Genomic DNA, 22,398 nt, shown 5'->3' with positions numbered 1-22,398 from the left:
CGCTTCGCCCCCGCTCGACGATGCTCCGCCCCGGAAGGACCCCCGTGCAGAAGAACGGCACCACCCGCACCCTCCACACCGTGAAGGACGCCGACGGCGCGGTCACCTCGCGCGTGCGACGTACGGTCCTGCCCAGCGGCCTGCGCGTCGTCACCGAGCAGATGGCCGGCACCCGCTCGGCGAGCATCGGCGTGTGGGTCGCGGTCGGATCGCGCGACGAGACACCCGCGCTGCACGGCTGCTCGCACTTCCTCGAGCACCTGCTCTTCAAGGGCACCCCCGAGCGCTCCGCGATGGACATCTCCGTGGCACTCGACGCGGTCGGCGGCGAGTTCAACGCCTTCACGACCAAGGAGTACACGGTCTTCCACGCGCGGGTCCTCGACCAGGACCTCGGCACCGCGGTCGACGTGCTCGGTGACATGGTCACCGCCTCGACGATCACCGCGGCCGACGTCGAGGCCGAGCGCGACGTCATCCTCGACGAGATCGCCATGCACGACGACGACCCCGACGACGTGGTGCACAACCTCTTCGCCCACCAGGCGTGGGGCGACACCCCGCTCGGTCGCCCGATCGCCGGCACCGACGCCTCGATCACCGCGATGACCCGCGCCCAGATCCACCGCTTCTACCGGCGCCACTACCGCCCCGACAACATGGTCGTGTCCGTCGCCGGCAACATCGACCACGCCACCGTCGTACGCCAGGTGCGGCAGGCGTTCGGCCGCGGCGGCTTCCTCGACGGCGCCGCCGACCCGACCCCCTGGACGCAGTCCGAGCGCGCCCGCAAGGTGAACCCCGGCGAGGCGCGCACCATCCGCCCGCAGGAGCAGGTCAACCTCGTCCTCGGGGTCAAGGGGCTGACCCGCACCGACCCCCGCCGCTACACCCTCGGCGTGCTCAACACGGCCCTGGGTGGCGGCACCTCGTCACGGATGTTCCAGGAGGTGCGCGAGCTGCGCGGCCTGGCCTACTCCGTCTACTCCTTCGCCAGCCACCACGCCGACGCGGGTGTCGTGGGCGTGTCGGTGGGCTGCCTGCCGGGCAAGTACGCCGCCGTGCTCGAGACCGTGCGCAACGAGCTCGCCAAGGTCGCGGCCGAGGGCCTGACCGACGAGGAGGTCGAGCGCGGCAAGGGCCAGCTCAAGGGCGGCCTCGTGCTCGGGCTGGAGGACTCCGGCTCGCGGATGTCGCGCATCGGCAAGGCCGAGCTCGTCCACGACGAGCTGCTCACGATCGACGAGGTGGTCGACCGCATCGAGACCGTCACCACCGAGGACGTCGCCGCGCTCGCCCGGGAGCTCTTCACCCAGCCAGAGCTGCTCGCGGTCGTGGGGCCCAGCTCTTCGTCGGTCGAGTAGGCGAGCGAGGAACGAGCGAGGCGTATCGAGACCCACCTCGATCCGGTTCGGGCTGCTTCTCGGCTGACCGGGTCTCGATACGCGCGGTCACGCCTTCGTCCCTCAGGCGTGCGCGCTACTCGACCACCATGCTTGGCGACCGTCGAGCCGCCTCGCAGGCTCGGCCGACGACGGTCACCTGCGCGCGATGATCCCGATGACCGGGGGAGCCTTCTGCTCCACGACGCTGACCCGGAAGCCGCCGCGCAGGAGGTTCTCGGAGGCCTTCTTCACGATGTTGGGCACCAGCTCGGGGCGGGCGGCCTCGTAGAAGAGGTAGACAGCGCCCCCGGGGACGACGCGCTCGTGGAGGAGGGCGACCTCGTCGTCGCAGGGGCGCACCCAGAACAGGTTGACGTTGAACGCGAAGACCTTGTTGAGGCGCTTGACCGGGACGCGGAGCGTGGCGAGGTCGATCTGGCGTACGACGAGCCGGCCGGCGTCGACGTACTTCTGGTTGCGGCGCTTGGTGCGGTCCACGCCCGACTCGGATCGGTCGATCGCGAACAGCTTGCCGGTCTCCAGCTTGGCGCAGATCGCCTCGGCGCCGGCGCCGGGTCCGCAGCCGATCTCGAGGACCTGGTCGGCCGGTTGGACGTCCATGAGGTCGACGGCCCACTTGATGCGCGGCGGGATGGTCGAAGCAGGCATGGCCCACAGCCTGCCAGACGGCCGTTCACGAGTCAGCCACCGCCACACACCTGGACCCATGGGCCGATACGGTTGACCGCGTGAGCACAGGAGACGAGGCACAGGTCCGGGCACAGGTCCGGGTAGGCGTGCTGGGAGCCCGCGGCAAGGTCGGCTCGGAGGTCTGTCGTGCGGTCGAGGCGGCCCCCGACACCGAGCTGGTGGCCTCGGTCGACGCCGGTGACGACGTCGAGGAGCTCGCCCGGGCGGGCGCCGAGGTGGTCGTGGACTTCACCCACCCCGACGTGGTCATGGACAACCTGCGCTTCTGCATCGAGCACGGGATCCACGCCGTCGTCGGCACGACCGGTTTCGACCAGCCCCGGCTCGACCAGCTCGAGGCCTGGCTCGCCGACGCGCCGGGTGTCGGCGTGCTGATCGCCCCCAACTTCTCCATCGGCGCGATCCTGATGATGCGCTTCGCCGCGCAGGCCGCCCCGTTCTTCGAGTCGGTCGAGGTGGTCGAGCTGCACCACCCCGACAAGGCCGACGCCCCGTCCGGCACCGCGCGGCGCACCGCAGAGCTGATCGCCGCGGCCCGCCGCGAGGCCGGCAGCGCACCGATGCCCGACGCGACCACCACCGGTCTCGAGGGGGCGCGTGGCGCCGACGTCGACGGCGTCCGCGTGCACGGCCTGCGCGTCCGCGGCCTCGTGGCGCACCAGGAGGTCCTCCTCGGCACGGCGGGGGAGACCCTGACGATCCGCCACGACTCCCTCGACCGGGTCTCGTTCACGCCCGGCGTGCTCACCGGCATCCGCGCGATCGGCGACCACCCGGGCCTCACCGTCGGGCTCGACGCCTTCCTCGACATCGGCTGAGCGCCTCGCCGGCTCGTCCGTACGGCGCTGTGCCGGGGGTGGCGGCAGACAGCAGGTCGGGAGGTGGCTGGGGTGTGATGTGCCGCCACCTCGTACGGCGCGCCACTCCCGCGGAGACCGAGCGTCAGACGAGGCGAGCCACGGCCGCCACGACCGCCGCCCCCACGACCACGACGAGGAACGGCATGCGGAGCAGCAGGGCCACCACGGCGAAGGCGAGGCCGAGCGCACGTGCGTCGAGCACCAGCTCAGGACCGGTCGAGAAGACCTGCACCGCGACCAGTGCCGACAGCAGCGCGACGGGGATCAGGTCGGCGACGCGCTCGACCGTCGGGTGCGCGAGCACCCGCTCCGGCAGTGACAGCCCCGCCAGCTTGAGCAGGTAGCAGCCGACGCCGGCCAGCAGCACGGCCGTCCACATCAGTGGTGCCTCCCTGCCACGTCGTCGACTCCCGGGATCTCGGTGGGGTCCTGCCGCTTGCCGAGCACCCCGACGAGCACGGCCACTCCGCCTGCCGCCAGGACCGGTACGCCCGCGGGGGCCACCGGCACGGCAGCGAGCGCGACGGCCGCGGCGAGTACCCCGACGAGGACGTTGCGCCGGTCACGGAGCCGCGGCCACAGCAGGGCGAGGAAAGCGGCGCCCACGGCGGCGTCGAGCCCGAACGTCCGCGGATCGCCGACGGCCTCGCCCGCGACTGCCCCGACGGCGGTCGCGAGGTTCCACAGGACGAAGACCGAGACCCCGGTGGTCAGGAAGCCCAGGCGGGTGCCCTCGGTGGTGTCGCGCGTGACCCCCATCGCCGTCGACTCGTCGATCAGCACGTGGGCGGCGGCCACGCGTCGCCACCCGCCCCAGCGCAGCAGCGGCGCCATCCGCAGGCCGTAGAGGGTGTTGCGGGTGCCGAGCAGCAGCGCGGTCGCCGCACCCGACAGCGGGGCGCCGCCGGCGGCCACGACACCGACGAGGGCGAACTGGCTGGCGCCGGTGAACATCAGCAGCGACAGCACGCACGTCTGGGCGATGCTCAGGCCGGAGGCGACGGACACGGCGCCGAAGCCGAAGCCGTACGCCCCGGTGGCCAGGCCGACCGCCAGGCTGTCGCGGACGATCGCCGAGCGCTCAGCGGGACTGAGGGCAGCGTCGGACACGCCCCGAGGCTAGGTCATCTGCCGGACGGGCTCGGAGCCCGTCCGGGGCCCGCCGCTCAGTGGCGACGGCGTGCGCGGGCGGCGCGGCCCTGCTGCTGGTGGAAGTCGTGGACGAGCACGAACGCCGCGGCGGCACCCGCTGCGGCGCCGGCGACGAGCCCCACCCGCAGGTTGAGCGGGAGCTCCGGCACGGCGCCGAACCAGAGGCCGATGCCGACGCAGACGACGAGCGCGGCGACGACGAGCAGGTACCTGTGAAGAGCGGGAAGCGGACCTAGCATCTGGACCCCCGGGGTGGACCGGCGAGGTGGCCGGTCACTCCATGGTGACGTGCCCCACCCGAAAAGCAAGGACCGCACAGGTGAATTACCCCGATCGGGTCATGCGACGTGGCGGGGTCAGGCGATGGCGGTGTGGAGGCGCACCTGCTTGACGGTGGTCGCGCCCGTCCCGTCGAGGTCGAGCTCGCGGTGGGCCGTGTCGGGTGCCCAGCCGGCGTCGGTGAGGAAGGTCCGCAGGGCGTCGTCGCCGGCGTTGACCCAGGTGACGGCGCGGGTGAAGCGGTCGGCGGCAAGGGTGTCGACGGCCGCCTGGAGCAGCCGCGAGCCGTGGCCCTTCGCCCGCTCCGCGGGGTCGAGGGTGACCTCGGCCAGCTCGCCGTCGGCGACCGGGTCGCAGTCGGGGTCGGCGGCCGCCGAGGTCAGGGCGAAGCCCACCACCCGGTTGCGCTCGAGGGCGACGAGCACCCGGTTGCGCGCGTCAGCCGGACGTGTGAGCGCCTGGCGCCACTGGTCGGCCACGGCGTCGACGTCGGTCGGCAGCACCTCGGCCGGCAGCAGGCCGGCGTAGAGCTCCGGCCACGCCCGGACCTGCACGGCGGCGATCGCCGCCGCGTCGTCGGCCCAGGCGACCCGCACGGACACGTCGGCACTCGGCCCCCCGCTGGCGGGGGAGTGGCTGTGCGACATCAGCGCGGGCTCATCGGTAGGTCTCGGGGAGCTTCTCGCCGATCTTGACCTGCGCCTTGGGCAGGCGGAGGAACTTCATCTGCAGGGAGCGCATCGCGGCGTAGAGCGTGGTGCCCTTGGTCGGCTCGTCGGGGAAGCGGCGGGCGAGCTCGCGGCGCAGCCGCATCCTGAGCATCACGATGTCGAAGACGATGACCAGCAGGGTGGTGAACAGGACCGTGTTGCCGAGCTGGACCATCGTCCGGCTGCCGGAGTAGCCCAGCACCATCGACACGATCAGCAGCGGGACCATCAGCTCGATGAACGAGAAGCGCGAGTCGACGAAGTCGCGGATGAAGCGGCGCACGGGACCGCGGTCGCGGGCCGGCAGGTACTTCTCGTCGCCGGTCTTCATCGCCTGGCGCATCTTCCGCGACGTGTCGCCGCGCGAGGCGCGCTGGGCAGCGGCCTGCTCCTTGCGCGTGCGGGGCACCTTCGCGCGAGCCCGGGCGGCTGCCTCGGCCTCCTTGCGCGTCGGCGTGGGCCGACCCTTGCCACCCGCCTTGACGTCGGTGGTGGGGGTCTCCGGCTCGGAGTTGGTACGACGGAACACGCGTGCTGCCTTCACATGGCTACGAGAGGGATGGGTGGACGGATCGGACGATCGCACCAGCCTATCGCCGCGACCCGCCGGGCGCGGCGTCGCGGGATGCCCTACCTCCGCCTTGGGTTTGGTTCTAGGGTGAGAACGACAGTCCGGTCGTCCCAGCCACCACCCCCGCATGACCAAGAGAGGGTCTCCACCCCGATGAGTCTCATGAAGCGCATCAGCCTGATCTTCCGCTCCAAGGCCAACAAGGCCCTGGACAAGGCGGAGGACCCCCGCGAGACCCTCGACTACAGCTACCAGCGGCAGCTCGAGCTCCTCTCCAAGGTCCGCCGCGGCGTCGCCGACGTGGCCACCAGCCGCAAGCGCGTCGAGCTCCAGGTCAACCAGCTCGAGCAGCAGGCGGCCAAGCTGCAGGGGCAGGCGGAGAAGGCCATCGGTGCCGGTCGTGAGGACCTCGCCCGCGAGGCCCTGACCCGCAAGTCCGGGCTCGCCTCGCAGATCACGGCCCTCAAGGAGCAGCAGGCGACGCTCCAGGGCGAGGAGGAGAAGCTCGTCCTCGCGCAGCAGCGGCTGCAGGCCAAGGTCGAGGCCTTCCGCACCCGCAAGGAGACCATCAAGGCGACCTACACCGCCGCCGAGGCCCAGACGCGCATCGGCGAGGCGATGTCGGGCATCGGCGAGGAGATGGGCGACGTCGGCCTCGCCATCCAGCGCGCCGAGGACAAGACCGCCCAGATGCAGGCACGCGGCCAGGCCATCGACGAGCTGATCGCCTCCGGCGCGCTCGACGACGCCTCCCAGCTCAACGCCGGCGACGACATCTCCCGTGAGCTCGACGCGCTCAGCTCCGGCTCCGACGTGGAGGCCGAGCTGGCGCGGCTCAAGGCCGCGAGCTCCCCGCAGGCCATCGAGTCCTCCGAGACCGGCGGCGACATCCTTGCCGACGAGCCCGAGACCGTGCGCGCCGAGGGCGAGAGCAACGAGGGCGGACGGGCATGATCGTCCGCATCCTCGGCGAGGGTCAGTACGACCTCGACGACCACGCGCTCGACGCCCTCAACGGTCTCGACAACCAGATCGAGCAGGCCATCGACTCGGGCGACGAGGCGATGTTCCGCACCGCCCTGCACGGCCTGCTGTCCGCCGTCCGCGCGAGCGGCTCGCACCACCAGCTCGACTCGCTCGACGAGTCCGACCTGATCCTGCCGCCGCCGGACGCGACCATCGACGAGGTCCGTGAGCTCTTGGGCGACGACGGCCTCATCCCTGGCTGAGCTGCCCGACTCGTGGCGACGTCCCGCTTCATCAAGGACTCCGGGCTGACCGCCCGGATGACCCTCACCATGTTCCTGCTCGCGGTGCTGTTCGTGGGCCTCGTCGCGCTGGTCATCTCCTACGTCAACAGTGCCGGCGGGGCCGTCGCGGTCGCTGCCATCGCGATCGGCATCGCCTTCTGGCAGTGGTGGAGCTCCGACAAGGTCGCGATGCGTGCGATGCGCGCCCGCGAGGTGAGCCCGGAGGAGGCGCCCGAGCTGCACGGCATGATCGACCGGCTCTGCGCCCTCGCCGACATGCCCAAGCCACGGGTCGGTGTCTCCGACCTGCCCGTCGCCAACGCGTTCGCGACCGGTCGCTCGCCCGACCGTGCGGTGGTCTGCGTGACGACCGGGATCCTCCACACGCTCGATGCCGAGGAGCTCGAGGCGGTGCTGGCCCACGAGCTGAGCCACGTCGCGCACCGCGACGTGCTGGTCATGACGATCGCCTCGTCGGCCGGCATCGCGGCGGGCCTGCTGATGCGCTTCACGCAGTTCGGTGGGTTGGGCCGCTCGCGCAGCAACAACAATGGCGCCCTGCCGGTCGCCCTCGTGGTGCTGCTCGTCAGCCTGCTCGTGTACGCCGTCAGCTTCGTGATGCTGCGTGTGCTCTCGCGCTACCGCGAGCTCTGCGCCGACCGGTCGGGTGCCTACCTGACGATGAAGCCGGCCGCGCTCGCCTCGGCGCTGCAGAAGATCAGCGGCGACTCGGCCGCCGCCACCCCGACGAAGGACCTGCGCACGGCCAACTCGGCGAGCGCGCTGTGCATCGTCCCGGCGTTCGCCGGCGGCATCAGCGGCCTGATGGCCACCCACCCGCCGCTCCAGCTGCGGCTCGAGCAGCTCGCCCGGATCCAGGCCGAGCTCAGCCGGCCCAACGGCTGAGGGGACGGCGATGGGACTCTGGGAGGCGATGCGCGCGAGGACGCAGCCCAAGCGCAACAACCTCGACGCGCTGTTCCACGTGCCGAGCGCGGCGATCACGCTGCAGGCCGCACTGGGGTTCGAGCCCACCGGCACCGGGTCGGTCTGCTACCGCTCGGCGGCCGGGGCGGCGTTCGCCCAGACCCAGGCCGACGTGCTGGCCCTGATCCGGGACGACGCCGAGGCGCCCGACGTCGAGGTCACCCAGGACGACTTCGGCTTCACCTGGCTGGTGGTCGCCGGCGACAAGGAGGACGTGCCCGGGCTGTGCACCGACCTCCACGCCGTCAACACCACGCTGGAGCTCAACGGGTTCGCGTCCGGGCTGCTGTGCTCGATGGTCCCGTTCGCCAACGCGTCGGGCCAGCGGTTCGGTCTCACCTACCTCTACAAGCAGGGCACGTTCTACCCCTTCGCGCCCTCGGGCGAGCAGACCCGCGACACGCTGCTGGAGCTGTCCGTGCGTGACCTGCTGGGAGCGGAGCTGCCCATGGAGCCGGACCTGCAGCGGTGGCTGGCGGTTTGGAAGGCTCCGGGGCTGTGACGGACGGAGAGGCGCGCGACCGCTCGATCGCGGCGTACGGCGTCCTCGACGGTGCGCCGCGCCGTGAGCTCGACTCCCTCGTGCAGCTCGCTGCCCAGGTCGCTGGTGTGCCGTTCGCCGCCGTCAACCTGCTGAGCTCGCACTCACAGCACCAGGTCGCGACGTCCGGCTTCGACGGCGCCGACTCGCCGATCGACCACTCGATGTGTCGGCTCGTGGTGGAGGGCGGCAAGCCCATCATGCTCGAGGACGCCGGTGACGACGTGCGCTTCGCCCACAACCCGTGGACGACGGGCGAGATCGCCGACGTGAAGTACTACGGCTCCCACCCGCTCACGACGCCCGCCGGCGTCACCATCGGCACCCTGTGCGTCTTCGACGACCGGTCGCACGAGGTGACGCCCCAGGCGGCACGGGGGCTGGCCCAGCTCGCCGACCGCGTGGTGGACGTCCTCGAGCTCGAGCTCGCCTCGCGCCGCCTCAACGAGGTCAACGCCCGGCTCAGCACCTCCAACGAGCGCCTCGCCCAGTTCGCCGGCCAGGTCAGCCACGACCTCAAGAACCCGCTCACGTCCATCTCGCTGTCGCTCGAGACCCTCGAGCTCGACGTCGACGAGCCCGATCAGCTCGACACCGTGGCCCGGGCGCGCCGCGGCGTGGACCGGATGACCGACCTGATCAACAACCTGCTGGAGTTCGCGCAGCAGGGTCAGGCCCCGGGGGACGACGTCGTCGACCTCGCCGTGGAGATGCAGTCGGCGCTCGACGACCTGACCGGACGGATCCCCCGCGAGCAGGTGGTCGTGGGGGAGCTGCCGCTCGTGCGCGGCGACGCCGGGCAGCTGCGGTCGGTGCTGATGAACCTCGTCGACAACGCGGCCAAGTTCACCGTCCCGGGCGAGGAGCCCGACGTCGAGGTCGACTCGGTGCCGATCGACGGGCACCACCGCGTCGAGGTGCGCGACCGTGGCCGTGGGATCCCGGAGGAGAAGCGCGAGCGGGTCTTCGCGCCGCTGGCGCGCCTCGACAAGACCGTCGAGGGCTCGGGCATCGGGCTCGCGACGTGCCGGCGGATCGTCGAGGCCCACGGCGGCCGGATGGGCGTCGAGGACCGCGAGGGTGGCGGGGCCGTGTTCTGGTTCGAGCTGCCCCGCGCCGACGCCTGACCCCCGTCGGGCGCCGACGCGCCGGGGTCAGGGCAGCCTCGCCTGCTTCATCTGCCGCGAGGCGTAGACGTTGCCGATGACGGTGCCGTCGAGCCAGGCGGTGAGCCGTTGCGCCTCGAGCTCGAGGGCGGCGAGCCCGTCGGGCCCCACGTCCTCGAGCAGGGACAGCCGCACCACGCCCTCCTGGTCCTGGACCCAGCAGCCCACGATGCGACCGTCCCACCAGGCCGTGGTGCCGGCGTTGCCGTTGGTGTCGAAGAGGTACGGCACGTGCTCCTGGGAGAGGTAGAAGCCACGCGTCCTCCAGCCCATCACCGTGGGGTCGAGCGTCGGCAGCAGCGCCGCCCACGGCTCGACCGGTCCGGCGTCCTCGTCGGAGGGGTGGACCCAGCCCGTCGTCCCGTCGTCGAGGTCCACCTCGACGGCGCCGATGTCTGCCAGGGCCCGGGTGACGGCCGTCTTGGTCGAGCCCAGCCACCACTGGATGTCGGCCGCGGTGCCCGGGCCGAAGGTGGTCAGCCACTGGTGCACCAGCGTGGCGTAGCCGGCGTCCTCGCCGAGTGGCTCGTCCACGACGCCCAGCCAGTCCTCGGCGGTCGTCCAGGTCGGCTTGTTGAGTCGCCAGTGCCCGGCGTTGCGCCCTCGGAGCACCTTCCCCTCGAGGCCGAGGTGCGTGAGCACCCACGGGGCCACCGGCACCGGCCGGTCGTAGGCCTTGTCCGTCGTGCCGCCGACCATCCCGGCCAGCTCCGGGACCTGGGCCCGCAGCTCGGCGGTCGTCGCCGGCCCCTCCGCCAGGCGGGCGAGGGTCGCCTCGCGGGCGGCGTCGAGCCACGCCTCCCCGTCGGGGGCGATGCCGCCGGCAGCGATGGCCTTGGCGATCCTCTTGCGCTCCGAGGTCGCCACCCGTGCCGAGGCGCTGCCCCACGCCGCGGGCAGCAGCTCACGTGGGAAGACGAACAGCGTCCGCCGCATCGCGAGCTGCTTCACCACCGACCGGGCGTCGTACAGCTCCGCGTCGACGTCCTCGGGCTTGACCCCCTCGGCCCGCGCGGCGACCGCGAGGTGCACGGTGGCCGCCTCGGTCGCGTGCAGGACCGTCATCGAGCGGGTCACCGCGGCGACGTCGGTCAGCCGGTGCCCGGGCGCCAGCGCGTGGCGTACGGCGATCCGGCTGCGGCGCTCGGAGTCGCTGATCCGTCGCCGTGCCATCGTCGTCGCCCCGGTCGCTCAGTCGCGGTGCGACTTGCCGGGCAGGTCGAGCATCCGCTGGAGCGCCACGAGGGCATCGGCCTCGGTGTCGGGGTCGACGGTGATCCGGTTGACCACGGTGCCCGCGACCAGGCTCTCGAGGGCCCAGACGAGGTGCGGGAGGTCGATGCGGTTCATCGTCGAGCAGTAGCAGACGTTGCGGTCGAGGAAGACGATCGTCTTGTCGGGGTGGGCGTCGGCGACGCGCTTGACCAGGTTGAGCTCGGTGCCGATGGCCCAGACCGTGCCGGGCTCGGCAGCCTCGATGGTCTTGATGATGAACTCGGTGGAGCCGACGAGGTCGGCCTTGAGCACCACCTCGTGCTTGCACTCGGGGTGGACCAGCACCTTGATGCCGGGATGCTGGGCACGCAGCTCGTCGACGACGTCCTCGGAGAAGCGGCCGTGGACCGAGCAGTGGCCCTTCCAGAGGATCATCCGCGCCTTCTGGAGCTCCTCCGCGGTCAGGCCGCCGCCGGGCTGCAGCGGGTCCCACACGACGCACTCGTCGAGGCCGATGCCCATCTGGAGCACGGCGGTGTTGCGGCCCAGGTGCTGGTCGGGCAGGAAGAGCACCTTGGCGCCCTCGTCGAGGTGGGCCTTCTGGGCGAATGCCCAGTCCAGCGCGACGTCGGCGTTGGACGAGGTGCACACGACGCCGCCGTTGCGACCGCAGAACGCCTTGATGTCGGCGCTGGAGTTCATGTAGGTCACCGGGACGACGGAGTCCTGGATGCCTGCGTCGGCCATCGCGTCCCAGGCGTCCTCGACCTGGCGCAGACGGGCCATGTCGGCCATCGAGCAGCCGGCGGCGAGGTCGGGGAGGACCACCTGCTGGCTCGGCGAGGTGAGGATGTCGGCGGACTCGGCCATGAAGTGGACGCCGCAGAAGACGATGAACTCCGCGTCGGGGCGGGCCGCTGCGTCGCGGGCCAGCTTGAAGGAGTCGCCGGTGACGTCGGCGAACTGGATGACCTCGTCGCGCTGGTAGTGGTGTCCCAGGACGAAGACCCGCTCGCCCAGCGCCTCCTTGGCCGCGCGCGCCCTGGCGACCAGGTCGGGGTCGGACGCCGCCGGCAGGTCGCCGGGACACTCCACGCCGCGCTCGGCGTCGAGGTCGCGGCCCTTGCCGAGGGGGAGGAGCGGCAGGTCGACGACGCTCACTCGGGGTCCCCGCGGCGTTCTTGGGAGGAGCGCAGCGGGGGAGAAGAACGTCGTGGGGTGAACGTCATGACCTCATCCTAGGAGGGGACGCGGGACGGTGACCGCGGGTGCCATGCTTCGGCCATGCCACGACGCGGTGAGGTGCTTGCCCTGGTGCAGGCCGGGGGCCAGGGGTCCCGGATGGACGTGCTGACGCGCGAGCGGGCCAAGCCCGCGCTGCCGTACGGCGGGGTGCACCGGCTGATCGACTTCGCCCTGTCGGGGCTGGTGCACGCCGACCTGGCCGACGTCTGGGTGTCGCTGGAGTACCAGGTCACCTCGATCGACGACTACCTGTCCGGGGGGCGTCCGTGGAGCCTGGACCGCAACCGGGGCGGCTTCCGGCGCATCGTCCCGCAGACCGGCACCGGCCCGGCGACGGAGAGCGGCTTCGCCCACGGCAACGGCGACCTGCTGCTGCGGATGTCGGCCGACATCGAGGCGTTCGGAGCGCGCACGCTCGTGGTGTGCAGCGCCGACCACGTCTTCAACATGGACCTCGCGCCCGTGATCGAGGCGCACGTGGCCGCCGGCCGCGTGGCCACCGTGCTGACCAGCGAGGTCACCAAGAAGGACGCCTCGGACAACGTCGTCGTCCTCGCGGGCCCCGACGGCACCGTCACCGGCGTGGAGCACAAGCCGTCGCGACCCTCGGCGGGCACGGTCGCGACCGAGATCTTCGTCTACGACACCGAGGTCCTGCTGGCGACGCTGCGCGACCTCCGTCGCGAGCTGTCGGCGGAGACCGACGACGACGACAGCGGCATCGGTGACTTCGGGGAGCACCTCCTCCCGCGCCTGGTGGAGACCGGGAAGACCGTCGCGGTCCCGCTCACCGGCTACTGGCGCGACGTCGGCCAGCCGAGCCTCTACCTGCAGTCCCACCGCGACCTGCTCGCCGGACGGGTCGACGTCTTCGACCACCCGGGCCGTCCGGTCATCTCCCACTGGCCCGACCGTCCTGCCGCCCGCGTCCGGGGGGCGGGGCAGTGCCGGGACTCGATGCTGTCGCCGGGGGCGGACGTCGCCGGCCTCGTCGCGGGCAGCGTGCTGGGCCCCGGCGTCGTGGTGGAGAGGGGCGCGGAGGTCCACGACAGCGTGGTGATGCAGGACTGCGTGATCCGGGCGGGAGCGGTGGTGCGCACCGCCGTGCTCGACGAGCGCTGCGAGGTGCTCGCGAAGTCGCGGGTCGGCGGGAAGCCGTCGCGACGCGTGGCCGACGACGACGACCTCGTGCTCGTGGGCCGCGACTCACGGGTCTCGGGCACCGTGGCCGCAGGCGCGCGACTGGAGCCGGGCTCGGCCACCTGACGCGCCACCCGGACGGCGCGGGCTAGAGCAGCGAGCCGTGGTGCAGGTAGGGCGCCGGCGGCTTCATCCGCCGCAGGCACAGGTAGCCGTTGGTGTAGATCGCCATCCGTGCGGCCAGCCCCACGTCGAGCGCCCAGCCGTTGGCCGCCGTGATGTGGTGGACCGACACCTGCGCGCCCGGCGACGAGGACGCCAGCGCCTCCCACGCCAGCCCCGACGCCGTACGCCGGTTGGTGGCCGCCACCAGCACCGGCGAGCCGTCGTCGTCGACGTAGGCGTAGCCCGAGCCGGTCGAGTGGTCGGTGACGAGCAGCCTGAACTGGGCGAGCAGCAGCTCGTGGTCGCCGAGGTGGGCCGCGCCGCGCGTGCGGCGGTCGACGGAGTCCATCAGGTCCACGTCGCCGGCCGTGCCCTCGCGGACCCGGTCCACCACCGGGATCGCGCTCCGGTCGACCACCCCGGTCAGCATCATCTGCGGGTGCAGGTCGAAGCCGGCGAGCCGGTAGCGGCGTACGGCGGCCGGGTCCGCGCTGGCGGCGAACATGCCGCGCAGGCACCCCCGGCCGTGGTGCAGGGCCGCCGCCATCAGCTCGGTGCCGATGCCGCGCCCCTGGTGCTCGGGCCGGACGGCGAACGACGCGAGGATCCACATCAGCTCGCGGACCCGCGACACCGCGCCGCCGACCACCTCGCCGTCGACCTCGGCGACCCAGCAGCCACCTGGGTCGGTGATCAGCGCCTGCCCGGTCCGTCTGATCCAGTGGCCGTTGCGGGCGGCGGGACGGCGTACGGGGTCGGGCCAGGCGCGCTGGTGGGTGCGGGTGTCGACCTCGTGGTAGGAGGTCGCGGTGATCTCGGCGAAGGCCTCCAGGTCCTCCACGCGCATCGGGCGGACGACCGAAGAGGTCACGACACGTGCGCGGCGTAGCGCTGGAGCAGGTCGTCCCAGTGGGTGTACGTCGCGCGGACGTCCTCGCTGCCGTCGACCCAGCCGCCGTGCTCGAGGTGCACCAGGGTGCCGCCATCCGCGTCGGTGAAGCTCACGTCGAGCCTGGTCGGCTGCTCCTCGGCGTGGCCGAGCCAGAACTCCTGGGTGTAGCGACCGATCGGGTCCCACTCGAGCACCCGCCCCCAGACGTACTGCTCGTCGCCGTGCACGGACGCGACGGGGCCGTTGGGATCGATGGCGATGCCGTTGAAGGTCGGCGGGTCGGGGCTGAGCATGGGGTCCCACCACTCGCCCATCTGGGCGGTGAAGCCGACGAACGCCTCGGTGGGGGTCACCGGGACCATGACCTCGGCGGTGATGGGTTCGACACTCATGCGGCAAGCATGCCCGACGCGACCGCTGCAAGGATGCAGCCATGCGCGTGCTGATCGCCCCCGACAAGTTCGCCGGCACCCTCACCGCGGTGCAGGCCGCGGAGGCGGTCGCCACCGGCTGGCGCCGGCACGCCCCGGACGACGAGCTCGACCTCGCTCCGATGGCCGACGGCGGCCCCGGTTTCGTCGACGTCCTGCACGCCGCCCTCGGCGGGTCGCTCGACGCCGTGACGGTCGCCGGGCCGCACGGCGACCCGGTGCCGGCGGTGGTGCTGCGCGTCGGCACGACGGCGTACGTCGAGAGCGCGCAGGCGGCCGGCCTGCACCTGGTCTCCGGTCCTGTCGCGACCGCCTCGAGCGCGGGGGTGGGCGAGCTGGTGCTGGCCGCGGTCGCCGGTGGGGCCACGACCGTCGTGGTCGGCCTGGGCGGGACCGGCACCAACGACGGCGGCGCGGGGGTGCTGGCCGCCCTCGGGGCGCAGGCCGACGGCGTGCTCGATGGCGGGGCCGCTCCGCTGGGAGCCGTGACGACGGTGGACCTGTCCGCGGCACGCTCGCGGTTGGACGGAGTCACGCTCGTGGCGGCCAGTGACGTGGACAACCCGCTGACCGGGCTCTTCGGCGCCACGAAGACCTTCGGCCCGCAGAAGGGCGTCGCCGAGGACCGGATCGCCGAGGTGGACGGGTGGCTCGAGGCCTTCGCCGCTGCCACCGACCGGCGTACGTCGCTGGAGAAGGGCGCCGGCGCCGCAGGCGGCATCGGCTACGCCCTCCTCGTCCTCGGCGCCTCCCGGGAGCCGGGCATCGAGCTGGTCGCGTCCGCGGTGTCGCTGGCCGACCGGGCCCGCGCGTCCGACCTGGTCGTGACCGGCGAGGGCTCCTTCGACTTCTCGAGCCGGGCCGGCAAGGTGCCCTACGGCGTGGCCGCCGTTGCCTCGGAGGCCCTGCGTCCCTGCATCGCCCTCGCCGGCCAGGTGCTCGTCGGCTCGCGCGAGATGCGCGCCCTCGGCATCGAGTCGGCGTACTCCCTCGTGGACCTCGTGGGGGAGGAGCGCGCCTTCAGCGCCCCCGCCGACGCCCTCGCCGACCTCGCCGCCCGCGTCGCGCGCACCTGGTCGCGCTGACGCGGTCCCGCGCAGCTCCCGCGACCTCGGGGAATAACCCTCGATGTGCGACCATTGAGGCAAGCAGTACCCGAGACTTCTGGAGTGATGAGATGACCGAGCAGGTCGAGACCACTGAGCGCCGCACCGACCAGATCAACCTTTCTGCAGTCGCCGCCAGCAAGATCAACAGCCTCCTCGAGCAGGAGGGTCGTGACGACCTGGCCCTTCGGATCTCCGTGCAGCCTGGTGGCTGCTCGGGCCTCCGCTACCAGCTCTTCTTCGACGAGCGCACCCTCGACGGCGACGTGACGACCGACTTCGACGGCGTGACCGTGGTCGTGGACCGGATGAGTGTCCCCTACCTCAACGGTGCCGAGATCGACTTCGTCGACACCATCGAGAAGCAGGGCTTCACGATCGACAACCCCAACGCCACCGGCTCGTGCGCCTGCGGCGACTCGTTCCACTGATGTGACGCTCGGGGCTGAGCTTGCGAAGTCCCGAAGAGCGGCCAGGTTGAGCAAGGCCCACGACCGAGGAACGAGGTCGCGACGGCCGCGTCGAAACCCGAGACATGACGAAGGGCCTCAGCCGACTTGGCTGGGGCCCTTCGTCGTACGCGGGCTGCTAGTCCAGGTGCAGGTGGAGCGCGTTGGCGATGCGGGCCGCCGCGTCGGAGACCCGGATCTCGCGCTTGCCGACCTCGGCCGGGTAGTCGTCGAAGTACAGGCTGGGGGCGGGGGCGACGGCGGCCCGGGCGGCGCGCTCGAGGCGGCTCTGCAGACCGAGGTTGCGGCTGGTCTCCCGGCCGTCGGCGGCCATCTCGGCGGGGGTGCCCAGCTCGTCGCTGAAGAGGGGTGCGGGGCGTCGGGACGTCGTCATGGGGTCGACGCTATTGGCTACTGATGCGTATCCCGAGCCGTACCGCGGGGTAGTGTCTCGCGGCGTGTCCCTCCTCGTAGCCGGATCGATCGCGACCGACCACCTGATGTCCTTCCCGGGCAAGTTCGCCGACAGCCTGGTGGTCGACCAGCTCGACAAGCTCTCGGTGTCCTTCCTCGTCGAGGACCTCGAGGTACGACGGGGCGGTTGCGCCGCCAACATCTGCTTCGGACTCGGCAACCTGGGCCTGCGCCCGGTGCTGGTCGGGGCGGTCGGCGAGGACTTCGCCGACTATCGCGCGTGGCTGGAGCGCCACAACGTCGACTGCGACTCCGTCCACGTCTCGGAGACCCGCCACACCGCCCGCTTCGTGTGCACCAACGACAGCGCGCACGCCCAGATCGCCAGCTTCTACGCCGGCGCGATGAGCGAGTCGCGCGAGATGGAGCTCAAGCCGATCGTGGACCGTGTCGGCCCCCCGGACTACGTCATCATCGGCCCCGACGACCCGCAGGGCATGCTCCGTCACACCGAGGAGTGCCGCACGCGCGGCTACCCGTTCCTCGCCGACCCCTCCCAGCAGCTCGCGTTCGGTGACGGCGACCTGATCCGTCCGCTCATCGACGGGGCCGAGATCCTGTTCTCCAACGAGTACGAAGCCAGCCTGATCACACAGAAGACCGGCTGGAGCCGCGAGGAGGTCCTCTCTCGGGTCGGCACCTGGGTGGTCACCCTCGGTCCCGCCGGTGTGCGCATCGACCGCGAGGGCGAGGAGTCGGTCGTCGTCGCGGCGGTGCCGGAGATCGAGAAGGTCGAGCCGACCGGCGTCGGGGACGCGTTCCGCGCCGGCTTCCTCGCCGCCCTCAGCTGGGGCCTCGGCCACGAGCGCGCCGCCCAGCTCGGCTGCCTGCTCGCCGTGTACGTCGTCGAGCAGGTCGGCACCCAGGAGTACGAGATCTCCCGCGCCGACTTCCTCGCCCGGTGTGCGGCGACCTACGGCGACGAGGCCGTCGCCGACTTCCAGCCGCACCTGCAGACCATCCGGCCGTGACGCGGCTCAGCTGAGGCGTCGTACGACGTAGCGCTGGGCGCCGTCGTCGGCGGTGTCGGCCCCGACGTAGTCCTGAGCCTTCATCCGGCACCAGGCCGGTACGTCGACCGCCGCGGCCGGGTCCCGGGCAACCACCGCCAGCAGGTCGCCGACCTGGACGTCGCCGAGGTGGCGCGCGAGCTCGATGACCGGCATCGGGCACGGCATGTCGCGGCAGTCGAGCTCGAGGGCCACCTGCCAGCCGGACCCGGACGCCGTCACAGGCCCACCCGCGACCGGATCTCGGCGACGAGCCCGGGCAGCGCGTCGCAGAAGGCGTCGACGTCGGCGCGCGTGGTGTCGCGCTGCAGCGAGAGCCGGACGTTGCCGTGCGTCAGCACGCCCATCGCCTCCAGCACGTGGCTCGGGGTCAGGGTCGAGGCGGTGCAGGCCGAGCCGCTCGCGATGCCGAAGCCACGCCTGTCGAGCTCGGTCACCAGGGCCTCGCCGTCGACGTACAGGCAGGAGAACGTCACCAGGTGGGGGAGACGGCGGTCGGGGTCGCCGACGACCTCCACGTCGGGCACCTCAGCAGCCACCCGTCGGCGTACGACATCCACGAGCTCGTGCTGGCGGGCGTTGACCTCGTCGCGCTCGGCCACCACCGCCTGCAGCGCGGCCGCCGCGGCAAGGACCGCGGGGACGTTCTCGAAGCCGGTCGCGCGCTCGTCGACGCGGTCGTCGCCGGGGAACGGGTTGCGCCACCTCGCTCGCTTGCGGACGAGCAGCACGCCGACGCCCGCGGGGCCACCCCACTTGTGGGCCGAGCCCGCGGCCGCCGCCCAGCCCTCGGGAAGGGGCAGCCGGCCCATCGAGGCGCACGCGTCGGTGAACAGCGGGACGTCGTTCGGCAGCTCGAGCTCGCCGACGTCCTGGACGGTGCCGACCTCGTGGTTGGCCGTCTGCAGCGCCACCACCCCGACCTCCGGTGCGATGGCGCCCTCGACGAGGTCGCCGTCGTGGACCCGGCCGTCGCCCATGACGCCGACCTCGACCGGCCGCGCGCCCCACGCCACCGCGTGGCGCACGGCCGAGTGCTCGACGGCGGAGTGCACGACCGCGCTCCCGCGTCGTGAGCCCCGCAGCAGTCCGAGCAGCCCCAGGTGGACGGCGTGCGTGCCGCTGGGGGTGAAGGTGACCTCGTCGGGCCGCACGCCCAGCGCGTCGGCGGTGGCCTCCCGCGCGTTGTCGAGCAGCAGCCGTGCGTCGCGGCCGGAGCCGTGCAGCCGGCGCGGGTCGGCGTAGCCCCGGTCGAGAGCCGCCAGGAGGACCTCGCGCGCCGCCGGGTGCAGGGGCGCCGATGACGCGCTGTCGAGGTCGGCGGACCGGGCCGGAGTGGCAGTCACAGGGGCAACTTATGCCACCCGCAGGCGCCTGCGTGCGGGCGGACGGACCACGACCCCTGCAGATCCGCCGACACCCGACCCTGCCCCGCACGACGCTGCCAGATGGGGATACCCTCTCTGTGTCGAGAAGGACCGAGAGAGAGGCTCGTCAGTGGGTCTGCAAGTCCCCAACCTTTCAGGTGCGTCCCTGCGGCGCACCCTGAGGGTCGCGCTGCTGGGCGTGACGATGCTGGTGCTGGCCGGATGTTCCGAGGCCGACACGCACCAGATCCGCAACCTCGCGATGCCCGACCGGGCCAGTGAGCAGGGTCCCTACACCTACGAGCTCTGGAAGTGGGCGTGGGTCGCCGCCATGGTGACCGGCGTCATCGTCTGGGGCCTCATTTTCTACGCCGTGGTGAAGTTCCGCCGCCGCAGCGACGACGAGGTGCCGCGGCAGACGCGCTACAACCTGCCGCTCGAGGTCTTCTACACGATCGCCCCGGTCCTGATGTGCGTCGTGTTCTTCTTCCACACCGTGCGCGTGCAGGACGTGGTGACCGAGATCGGCACCGAGCCCGACGTGACCGTGGAGGTCATGGGCCAGCAGTGGACCTGGACCTTCAACTACGGCGTCGGTGAGCAGAACCCGGACGCCGTCGGTGACTTCGTGGACGGTGAGCCCGACTTCGCCTACGAGGACTACGTCTACACCGTCGGCGACGGCAACGAGATCCCGACGCTGGTGCTTCCGGTCGACCAGCGGATCCAGTTCAACCTGCACTCGCCCGACGTGATCCACAACTTCGGCGTGCCGTCGTTCCTGACCCGCATGGACGTCATCCCGGGTCGTGTCAACAAGCTCCAGGTCACGCCGACCGTCGAGGGCACGTACGCCGGCAAGTGCTACGAGCTCTGCGGCGTCTACCACTCGCGGATGCTCTTCAACGTCGAGGTGGTGAGCCAGGAGGACTACCAGGCCTACCTCGAGGAGCTCGAGGCCGCCGGTCAGACCGCCGCCGAGCCGCTCCTGGGCGGCTCCGACGCCACCACGCAGACCGGACTCGGTGAGAGCCAGTCCCAGGAAGGAAGCCAGGAGTGACCGCCGCAACCTCTGCCGCTCCCCAGGCCGCGACACCGCCGCCCGAGCGCAAGCCGCTGGGCCAGCAGGTCGTCCGCATGCTGACCACCACCGATCACAAGCTGATCGGCAAGATGTACCTCGCCACCTCGTTCGCCTGGTTCCTGGCTGCCGGCCTGATGGCGATGCTGATCCGGGCCGAGCTGGCCTACCCCGGCCAGCAGGTCGTCAACGAGCAGCTCTACAACCAGCTGTTCACGATGCACGGCACGATCATGCTGCTGCTGTTCGCGACGCCGCTGTTCTTCGGCTTCGCCAACGTGATCATGCCGCTGCAGATCGGTGCGCCCGACGTCGCGTTCCCCCGCCTCAACATGTTCAGCTACTGGCTGTTCCTCTTCGGCGGCCTCATCGCCGGGTCCGGCTTCCTGACCCCGTCGGGAGCCGCCGACTTCGGCTGGTTCGCCTACACGCCGCTCTCCGACGCCGTACGCAGTCCGGGTGTGGGTGGCGACCTCTGGATCATGGGCCTCTGGATGGCCGGTCTCGGCTCGATCCTCGGTGGCGTCAACTTCATCACGACCATCATCTGCATGCGCGCGCCCGGCATGACGATGTTCCGGATGCCGATCTTCGTGTGGAACACGCTGATCACCAGCATGCTCGTGATCATGGTGTTCCCGATCCTCGCGGGGGCGCTGCTCTCGCTGGAGGCCGACCGGATCCTCGGCGCCCACGTGTTCGACCCGTCGCACGGCGGCCCGATCCTGTGGCAGCACCTGTTCTGGTTCTTCGGCCACCCGGAGGTCTACATCATCGCGTTGCCGTTCTTCGGCATCGTGTCCGAGATCCTGCCGGTGTTCAGCCGCAAGCCGATCTTCGGCTACGTCGGCCTGGTCGCGGCGACCCTCGGCATCGCGATGCTGTCGGTGGCCGTGTGGGCGCACCACATGTTCGTCACCGGCGCGGTCGACCTGCCGTTCTTCTCCGGCATGACCTTCCTCATCGCCGTCCCGACGGGCGTGAAGTTCTTCAACTGGATCGGCACGATGTGGGGCGGGTCCCTGTCGTTCGACACCCCGATGCTGTGGTCGATCGGCTTCCTGGTGACCTTCCTCTTCGGTGGCCTCACCGGTGTCATCCTGGCCAGCCCGCCCCTGGACTTCCACGTGTCGGACTCCTACTTCGTGGTGGCGCACTTCCACTACGTCGTCTTCGGCACCGTGGTGTTCGCGATGTTCGCCGGGTTCTACTTCTGGTGGCCCAAGATGACCGGCCGGATGCTCGACGAGCGCCTCGGCAAGCTGCACTTCTGGGTCCTGTTCGTCGGCTTCCACACCACCTTCCTCGTCCAGCACTGGCTGGGTGTCGAGGGCATGCCGCGTCGCTACGCCGACTACCTCCCAGAGGACGGCTTCACCACGCTCAACCAGGTCTCCACGGTGGGCTCGTTCCTGCTGGCCGCGTCGACGCTGCCCTTCCTGCTCAACGTATACCTCTCGGCCAGGGCGCCGAAGGTGGCCGTGGACGACCCGTGGGGCTGGGGCCGCTCGCTCGAGTGGGCGACCAGCTGCCCGCCGCCGCGCCACAACTTCCACACGCTGCCGCGCATCCGTTCGGAGTCGCCCGCCTTCGACCTGCACCACCCGGAGGTGGCGCTGCTCGAGCTGGCCGACAACGACGCCGAGCGCGACGGTGAGGTGGCCGACGCGCCCGAGGTGGCCGGCCGCGAGGAGATGCTGCGCGACCGCGCGGGCCTGCCCGCCGACAGCACCGACGAGGAGAGGGACCGATGAAGGCCGAGGCATGGATCTTCGGGATCACCACCGTGTTCGTGGCGGTGGTCGCTCCGGGCTACTGGTTCCTCTCCGAGGACTGGACCGGCACCTCCGCCCTGGTGATGACCGCCCTGCTCACCGCGATGATCACCCTCTACCTCGGGTTCCACGCCTCGCGCATGGACCCGCGGCCGGAGGACCGCAAGGAGGGCGAGATCGCCGAGGGGGCCGGTGAGCTGGGCTTCTTCCCGCCATACTCCTGGTGGCCGCTCTGGTGCGCCCTCGCCCTCGGCCTGATCGTCTACGGCACCGCGATGTCGGCCTGGTGGCTGGTCATCATCGGCTTCACCGCCGGTGCCGTCGTCACCTGCGGCTTCGTCTTCGAGTACTACCGGGGCGAGCACGCCCACTGAGCGAGGCCCGTGCCACGCCCGTGGTGTGGAATTCCAGAAGAACCCGTCCGCGACGTACGCTG

Annotated in this window: 27 protein-coding genes; 14 read left to right on the top strand and 13 right to left on the bottom strand. The window is 71.6% G+C overall.

The genetic code is table 11. The features are described 5' to 3' along the window. Positions 1-44 precede the first annotated feature (44 nt). Complete coding sequence (locus ACFQW6_RS08625) at positions 45-1,364, top strand: M16 family metallopeptidase (protein WP_378543264.1); 1,320 nt, start codon at positions 45-47, stop codon at positions 1,362-1,364. A 174-nt stretch (positions 1,365-1,538) separates the two neighbouring features. Here ACFQW6_RS08625 and ACFQW6_RS08620 read toward each other — a convergent pair whose 3' ends face one another. Further along, a complete protein-coding gene (locus ACFQW6_RS08620) occupies positions 1,539-2,054 on the bottom strand; it encodes a class I SAM-dependent methyltransferase (protein ID WP_378543262.1) in 516 nt (171 codons plus the stop codon). 80 nt (positions 2,055-2,134) lie between these two features. Here ACFQW6_RS08620 and dapB point away from each other — a divergent pair, with 80 nt between their 5' ends. Then, positions 2,135-2,914: a 4-hydroxy-tetrahydrodipicolinate reductase gene (gene dapB / locus ACFQW6_RS08615; RefSeq protein ID WP_378543260.1), complete on the top strand. Its 780-nt coding sequence runs from the start codon at positions 2,135-2,137 to the stop codon at positions 2,912-2,914. A 124-nt stretch (positions 2,915-3,038) separates the two neighbouring features. Here the strand turns inward: dapB and ACFQW6_RS08610 are convergent, their stop codons facing one another. From ACFQW6_RS08610 to ACFQW6_RS08590, 5 genes are all read right to left on the bottom strand, one after another. Beyond that, positions 3,039-3,335, bottom strand: a complete 297-nt coding sequence (locus tag ACFQW6_RS08610; protein WP_378543258.1) for an AzlD domain-containing protein — start codon at positions 3,333-3,335, stop codon at positions 3,039-3,041. Next, complete coding sequence (locus ACFQW6_RS08605; protein WP_378543256.1) at positions 3,335-4,066, bottom strand: AzlC family ABC transporter permease; 732 nt, start codon at positions 4,064-4,066, stop codon at positions 3,335-3,337. Before ACFQW6_RS08605 ends, ACFQW6_RS08610 begins: the two co-directional genes overlap by 1 nt. Before the next feature lie 56 nt (positions 4,067-4,122). Then, the gene (locus ACFQW6_RS08600; protein ID WP_378543254.1) at positions 4,123-4,347 is read right to left on the bottom strand and encodes a hypothetical protein; all 225 of its coding nucleotides are present in this window, start codon (positions 4,345-4,347) and stop codon (positions 4,123-4,125) included. Between the two features lie 117 nt (positions 4,348-4,464). Beyond that, on the bottom strand, positions 4,465-4,989 hold the full coding sequence (locus ACFQW6_RS08595; protein WP_378543252.1) for a GNAT family N-acetyltransferase: 525 nt from the start codon (positions 4,987-4,989) through the stop codon (positions 4,465-4,467). A 55-nt stretch (positions 4,990-5,044) separates the two neighbouring features. Then, positions 5,045-5,641: a DUF3043 domain-containing protein gene (locus ACFQW6_RS08590; protein WP_378543250.1), complete on the bottom strand. Its 597-nt coding sequence runs from the start codon at positions 5,639-5,641 to the stop codon at positions 5,045-5,047. Positions 5,642-5,821: 180 nt separating this feature from the next. Here ACFQW6_RS08590 and ACFQW6_RS08585 point away from each other — a divergent pair, with 180 nt between their 5' ends. The 5 genes from ACFQW6_RS08585 to ACFQW6_RS08565 are packed head-to-tail and all read left to right on the top strand — an operon-like array spanning position 5,822 to position 9,573. Then, the gene (locus tag ACFQW6_RS08585; RefSeq protein ID WP_378543248.1) at positions 5,822-6,622 is read left to right on the top strand and encodes a PspA/IM30 family protein; all 801 of its coding nucleotides are present in this window, start codon (positions 5,822-5,824) and stop codon (positions 6,620-6,622) included. Continuing rightward, a complete protein-coding gene (locus ACFQW6_RS08580; RefSeq protein WP_378543246.1) occupies positions 6,619-6,897 on the top strand; it encodes a hypothetical protein in 279 nt (92 codons plus the stop codon). Before ACFQW6_RS08585 ends, ACFQW6_RS08580 begins: the two co-directional genes overlap by 4 nt. Positions 6,898-6,909: 12 nt before the next feature. After that, on the top strand, positions 6,910-7,824 hold the full coding sequence (gene htpX / locus ACFQW6_RS08575; RefSeq protein WP_378543244.1) for a zinc metalloprotease HtpX: 915 nt from the start codon (positions 6,910-6,912) through the stop codon (positions 7,822-7,824). Positions 7,825-7,834: 10 nt separating this feature from the next. Continuing rightward, positions 7,835-8,407, top strand: a complete 573-nt coding sequence (locus ACFQW6_RS08570) for a hypothetical protein (RefSeq protein WP_378543242.1) — start codon at positions 7,835-7,837, stop codon at positions 8,405-8,407. Continuing rightward, positions 8,404-9,573 (top strand): ATP-binding protein, encoded by a 1,170-nt coding sequence (locus ACFQW6_RS08565; RefSeq protein WP_378543240.1) that lies wholly within the window; start codon positions 8,404-8,406, stop codon positions 9,571-9,573. Before ACFQW6_RS08570 ends, ACFQW6_RS08565 begins: the two co-directional genes overlap by 4 nt. A 27-nt stretch (positions 9,574-9,600) precedes the next feature. Here the strand turns inward: ACFQW6_RS08565 and ACFQW6_RS08560 are convergent, their stop codons facing one another. Beyond that, the gene (locus ACFQW6_RS08560; protein ID WP_378543238.1) at positions 9,601-10,785 is read right to left on the bottom strand and encodes a winged helix DNA-binding domain-containing protein; all 1,185 of its coding nucleotides are present in this window, start codon (positions 10,783-10,785) and stop codon (positions 9,601-9,603) included. Positions 10,786-10,803: 18 nt separating this feature from the next. Further along, positions 10,804-11,988, bottom strand: coding sequence for a quinolinate synthase NadA (gene nadA / locus ACFQW6_RS08555; RefSeq protein ID WP_378543236.1), 1,185 nt, complete (start codon positions 11,986-11,988; stop codon positions 10,804-10,806). A 123-nt stretch (positions 11,989-12,111) separates the two neighbouring features. Here nadA and ACFQW6_RS08550 point away from each other — a divergent pair, with 123 nt between their 5' ends. Beyond that, a complete protein-coding gene (locus tag ACFQW6_RS08550; protein ID WP_378543234.1) occupies positions 12,112-13,338 on the top strand; it encodes a glucose-1-phosphate adenylyltransferase family protein in 1,227 nt (408 codons plus the stop codon). A gap of 22 nt (positions 13,339-13,360) precedes the next feature. Here ACFQW6_RS08550 and ACFQW6_RS08545 read toward each other — a convergent pair whose 3' ends face one another. Next, on the bottom strand, positions 13,361-14,248 hold the full coding sequence (locus tag ACFQW6_RS08545; protein WP_378543232.1) for a GNAT family N-acetyltransferase: 888 nt from the start codon (positions 14,246-14,248) through the stop codon (positions 13,361-13,363). Then, positions 14,245-14,661, bottom strand: coding sequence for an SRPBCC domain-containing protein (locus tag ACFQW6_RS08540; RefSeq protein ID WP_378543230.1), 417 nt, complete (start codon positions 14,659-14,661; stop codon positions 14,245-14,247). The genes ACFQW6_RS08545 and ACFQW6_RS08540 overlap by 4 nt, the downstream gene beginning before the upstream one ends. A 41-nt stretch (positions 14,662-14,702) precedes the next feature. On the opposite strand from ACFQW6_RS08540, the gene ACFQW6_RS08535 reads away from it, so the two are divergent. Further along, positions 14,703-15,785 carry a glycerate kinase gene (locus ACFQW6_RS08535; protein ID WP_378543228.1) on the top strand — a complete coding sequence of 361 codons (1,083 nt, stop codon included), beginning with the start codon at positions 14,703-14,705 and terminating at the stop codon, positions 15,783-15,785. Positions 15,786-15,877: 92 nt separating this feature from the next. Next, positions 15,878-16,237 (top strand): iron-sulfur cluster insertion protein ErpA, encoded by a 360-nt coding sequence (gene erpA / locus ACFQW6_RS08530; protein ID WP_191196820.1) that lies wholly within the window; start codon positions 15,878-15,880, stop codon positions 16,235-16,237. Positions 16,238-16,394: 157 nt separating this feature from the next. On the opposite strand, the gene ACFQW6_RS08525 is transcribed toward erpA, so the two are convergent. Then, on the bottom strand, positions 16,395-16,649 hold the full coding sequence (locus tag ACFQW6_RS08525; protein ID WP_378543226.1) for a hypothetical protein: 255 nt from the start codon (positions 16,647-16,649) through the stop codon (positions 16,395-16,397). Positions 16,650-16,713: 64 nt separating this feature from the next. On the opposite strand from ACFQW6_RS08525, the gene ACFQW6_RS08520 reads away from it, so the two are divergent. Beyond that, a complete protein-coding gene (locus ACFQW6_RS08520; RefSeq protein WP_378543224.1) occupies positions 16,714-17,700 on the top strand; it encodes a carbohydrate kinase family protein in 987 nt (328 codons plus the stop codon). Between the two features lie 6 nt (positions 17,701-17,706). Here ACFQW6_RS08520 and ACFQW6_RS08515 read toward each other — a convergent pair whose 3' ends face one another. Together ACFQW6_RS08515 and ACFQW6_RS08510 are read right to left on the bottom strand one after the other, a co-directional pair. Further along, positions 17,707-17,961: a sulfurtransferase TusA family protein gene (locus ACFQW6_RS08515; protein WP_378543222.1), complete on the bottom strand. Its 255-nt coding sequence runs from the start codon at positions 17,959-17,961 to the stop codon at positions 17,707-17,709. Beyond that, positions 17,958-19,085, bottom strand: coding sequence for a cysteine desulfurase family protein (locus tag ACFQW6_RS08510; RefSeq protein WP_378543220.1), 1,128 nt, complete (start codon positions 19,083-19,085; stop codon positions 17,958-17,960). The genes ACFQW6_RS08515 and ACFQW6_RS08510 overlap by 4 nt, the downstream gene beginning before the upstream one ends. A 151-nt stretch (positions 19,086-19,236) precedes the next feature. Between ACFQW6_RS08510 and coxB the strand changes: the two genes are divergently transcribed. From coxB to ACFQW6_RS08495, 3 genes are all read left to right on the top strand, one after another. Beyond that, entirely contained in the window at positions 19,237-20,166 is a 930-nt protein-coding gene (gene coxB, locus ACFQW6_RS08505; protein ID WP_378543218.1) for a cytochrome c oxidase subunit II, read from the top strand. Positions 20,167-20,243: 77 nt separating this feature from the next. Beyond that, on the top strand, positions 20,244-21,941 hold the full coding sequence (gene ctaD / locus ACFQW6_RS08500; protein ID WP_378543629.1) for a cytochrome c oxidase subunit I: 1,698 nt from the start codon (positions 20,244-20,246) through the stop codon (positions 21,939-21,941). Then, positions 21,938-22,336, top strand: coding sequence for a cytochrome c oxidase subunit 4 (locus ACFQW6_RS08495; protein WP_378543216.1), 399 nt, complete (start codon positions 21,938-21,940; stop codon positions 22,334-22,336). Before ctaD ends, ACFQW6_RS08495 begins: the two co-directional genes overlap by 4 nt. Positions 22,337-22,398: the final 62 nt, after the last annotated feature.

It is taken from the genome of Nocardioides sp. GCM10028917 (assembly GCF_042666175.1).
In the GTDB taxonomy this organism is placed as follows: Bacteria; Actinomycetota; Actinomycetes; order Propionibacteriales; family Nocardioidaceae; genus Nocardioides.
Note: the sequence above shows the minus strand (reverse complement) of the source record. Positions and strands in the feature narration are given on the sequence as shown.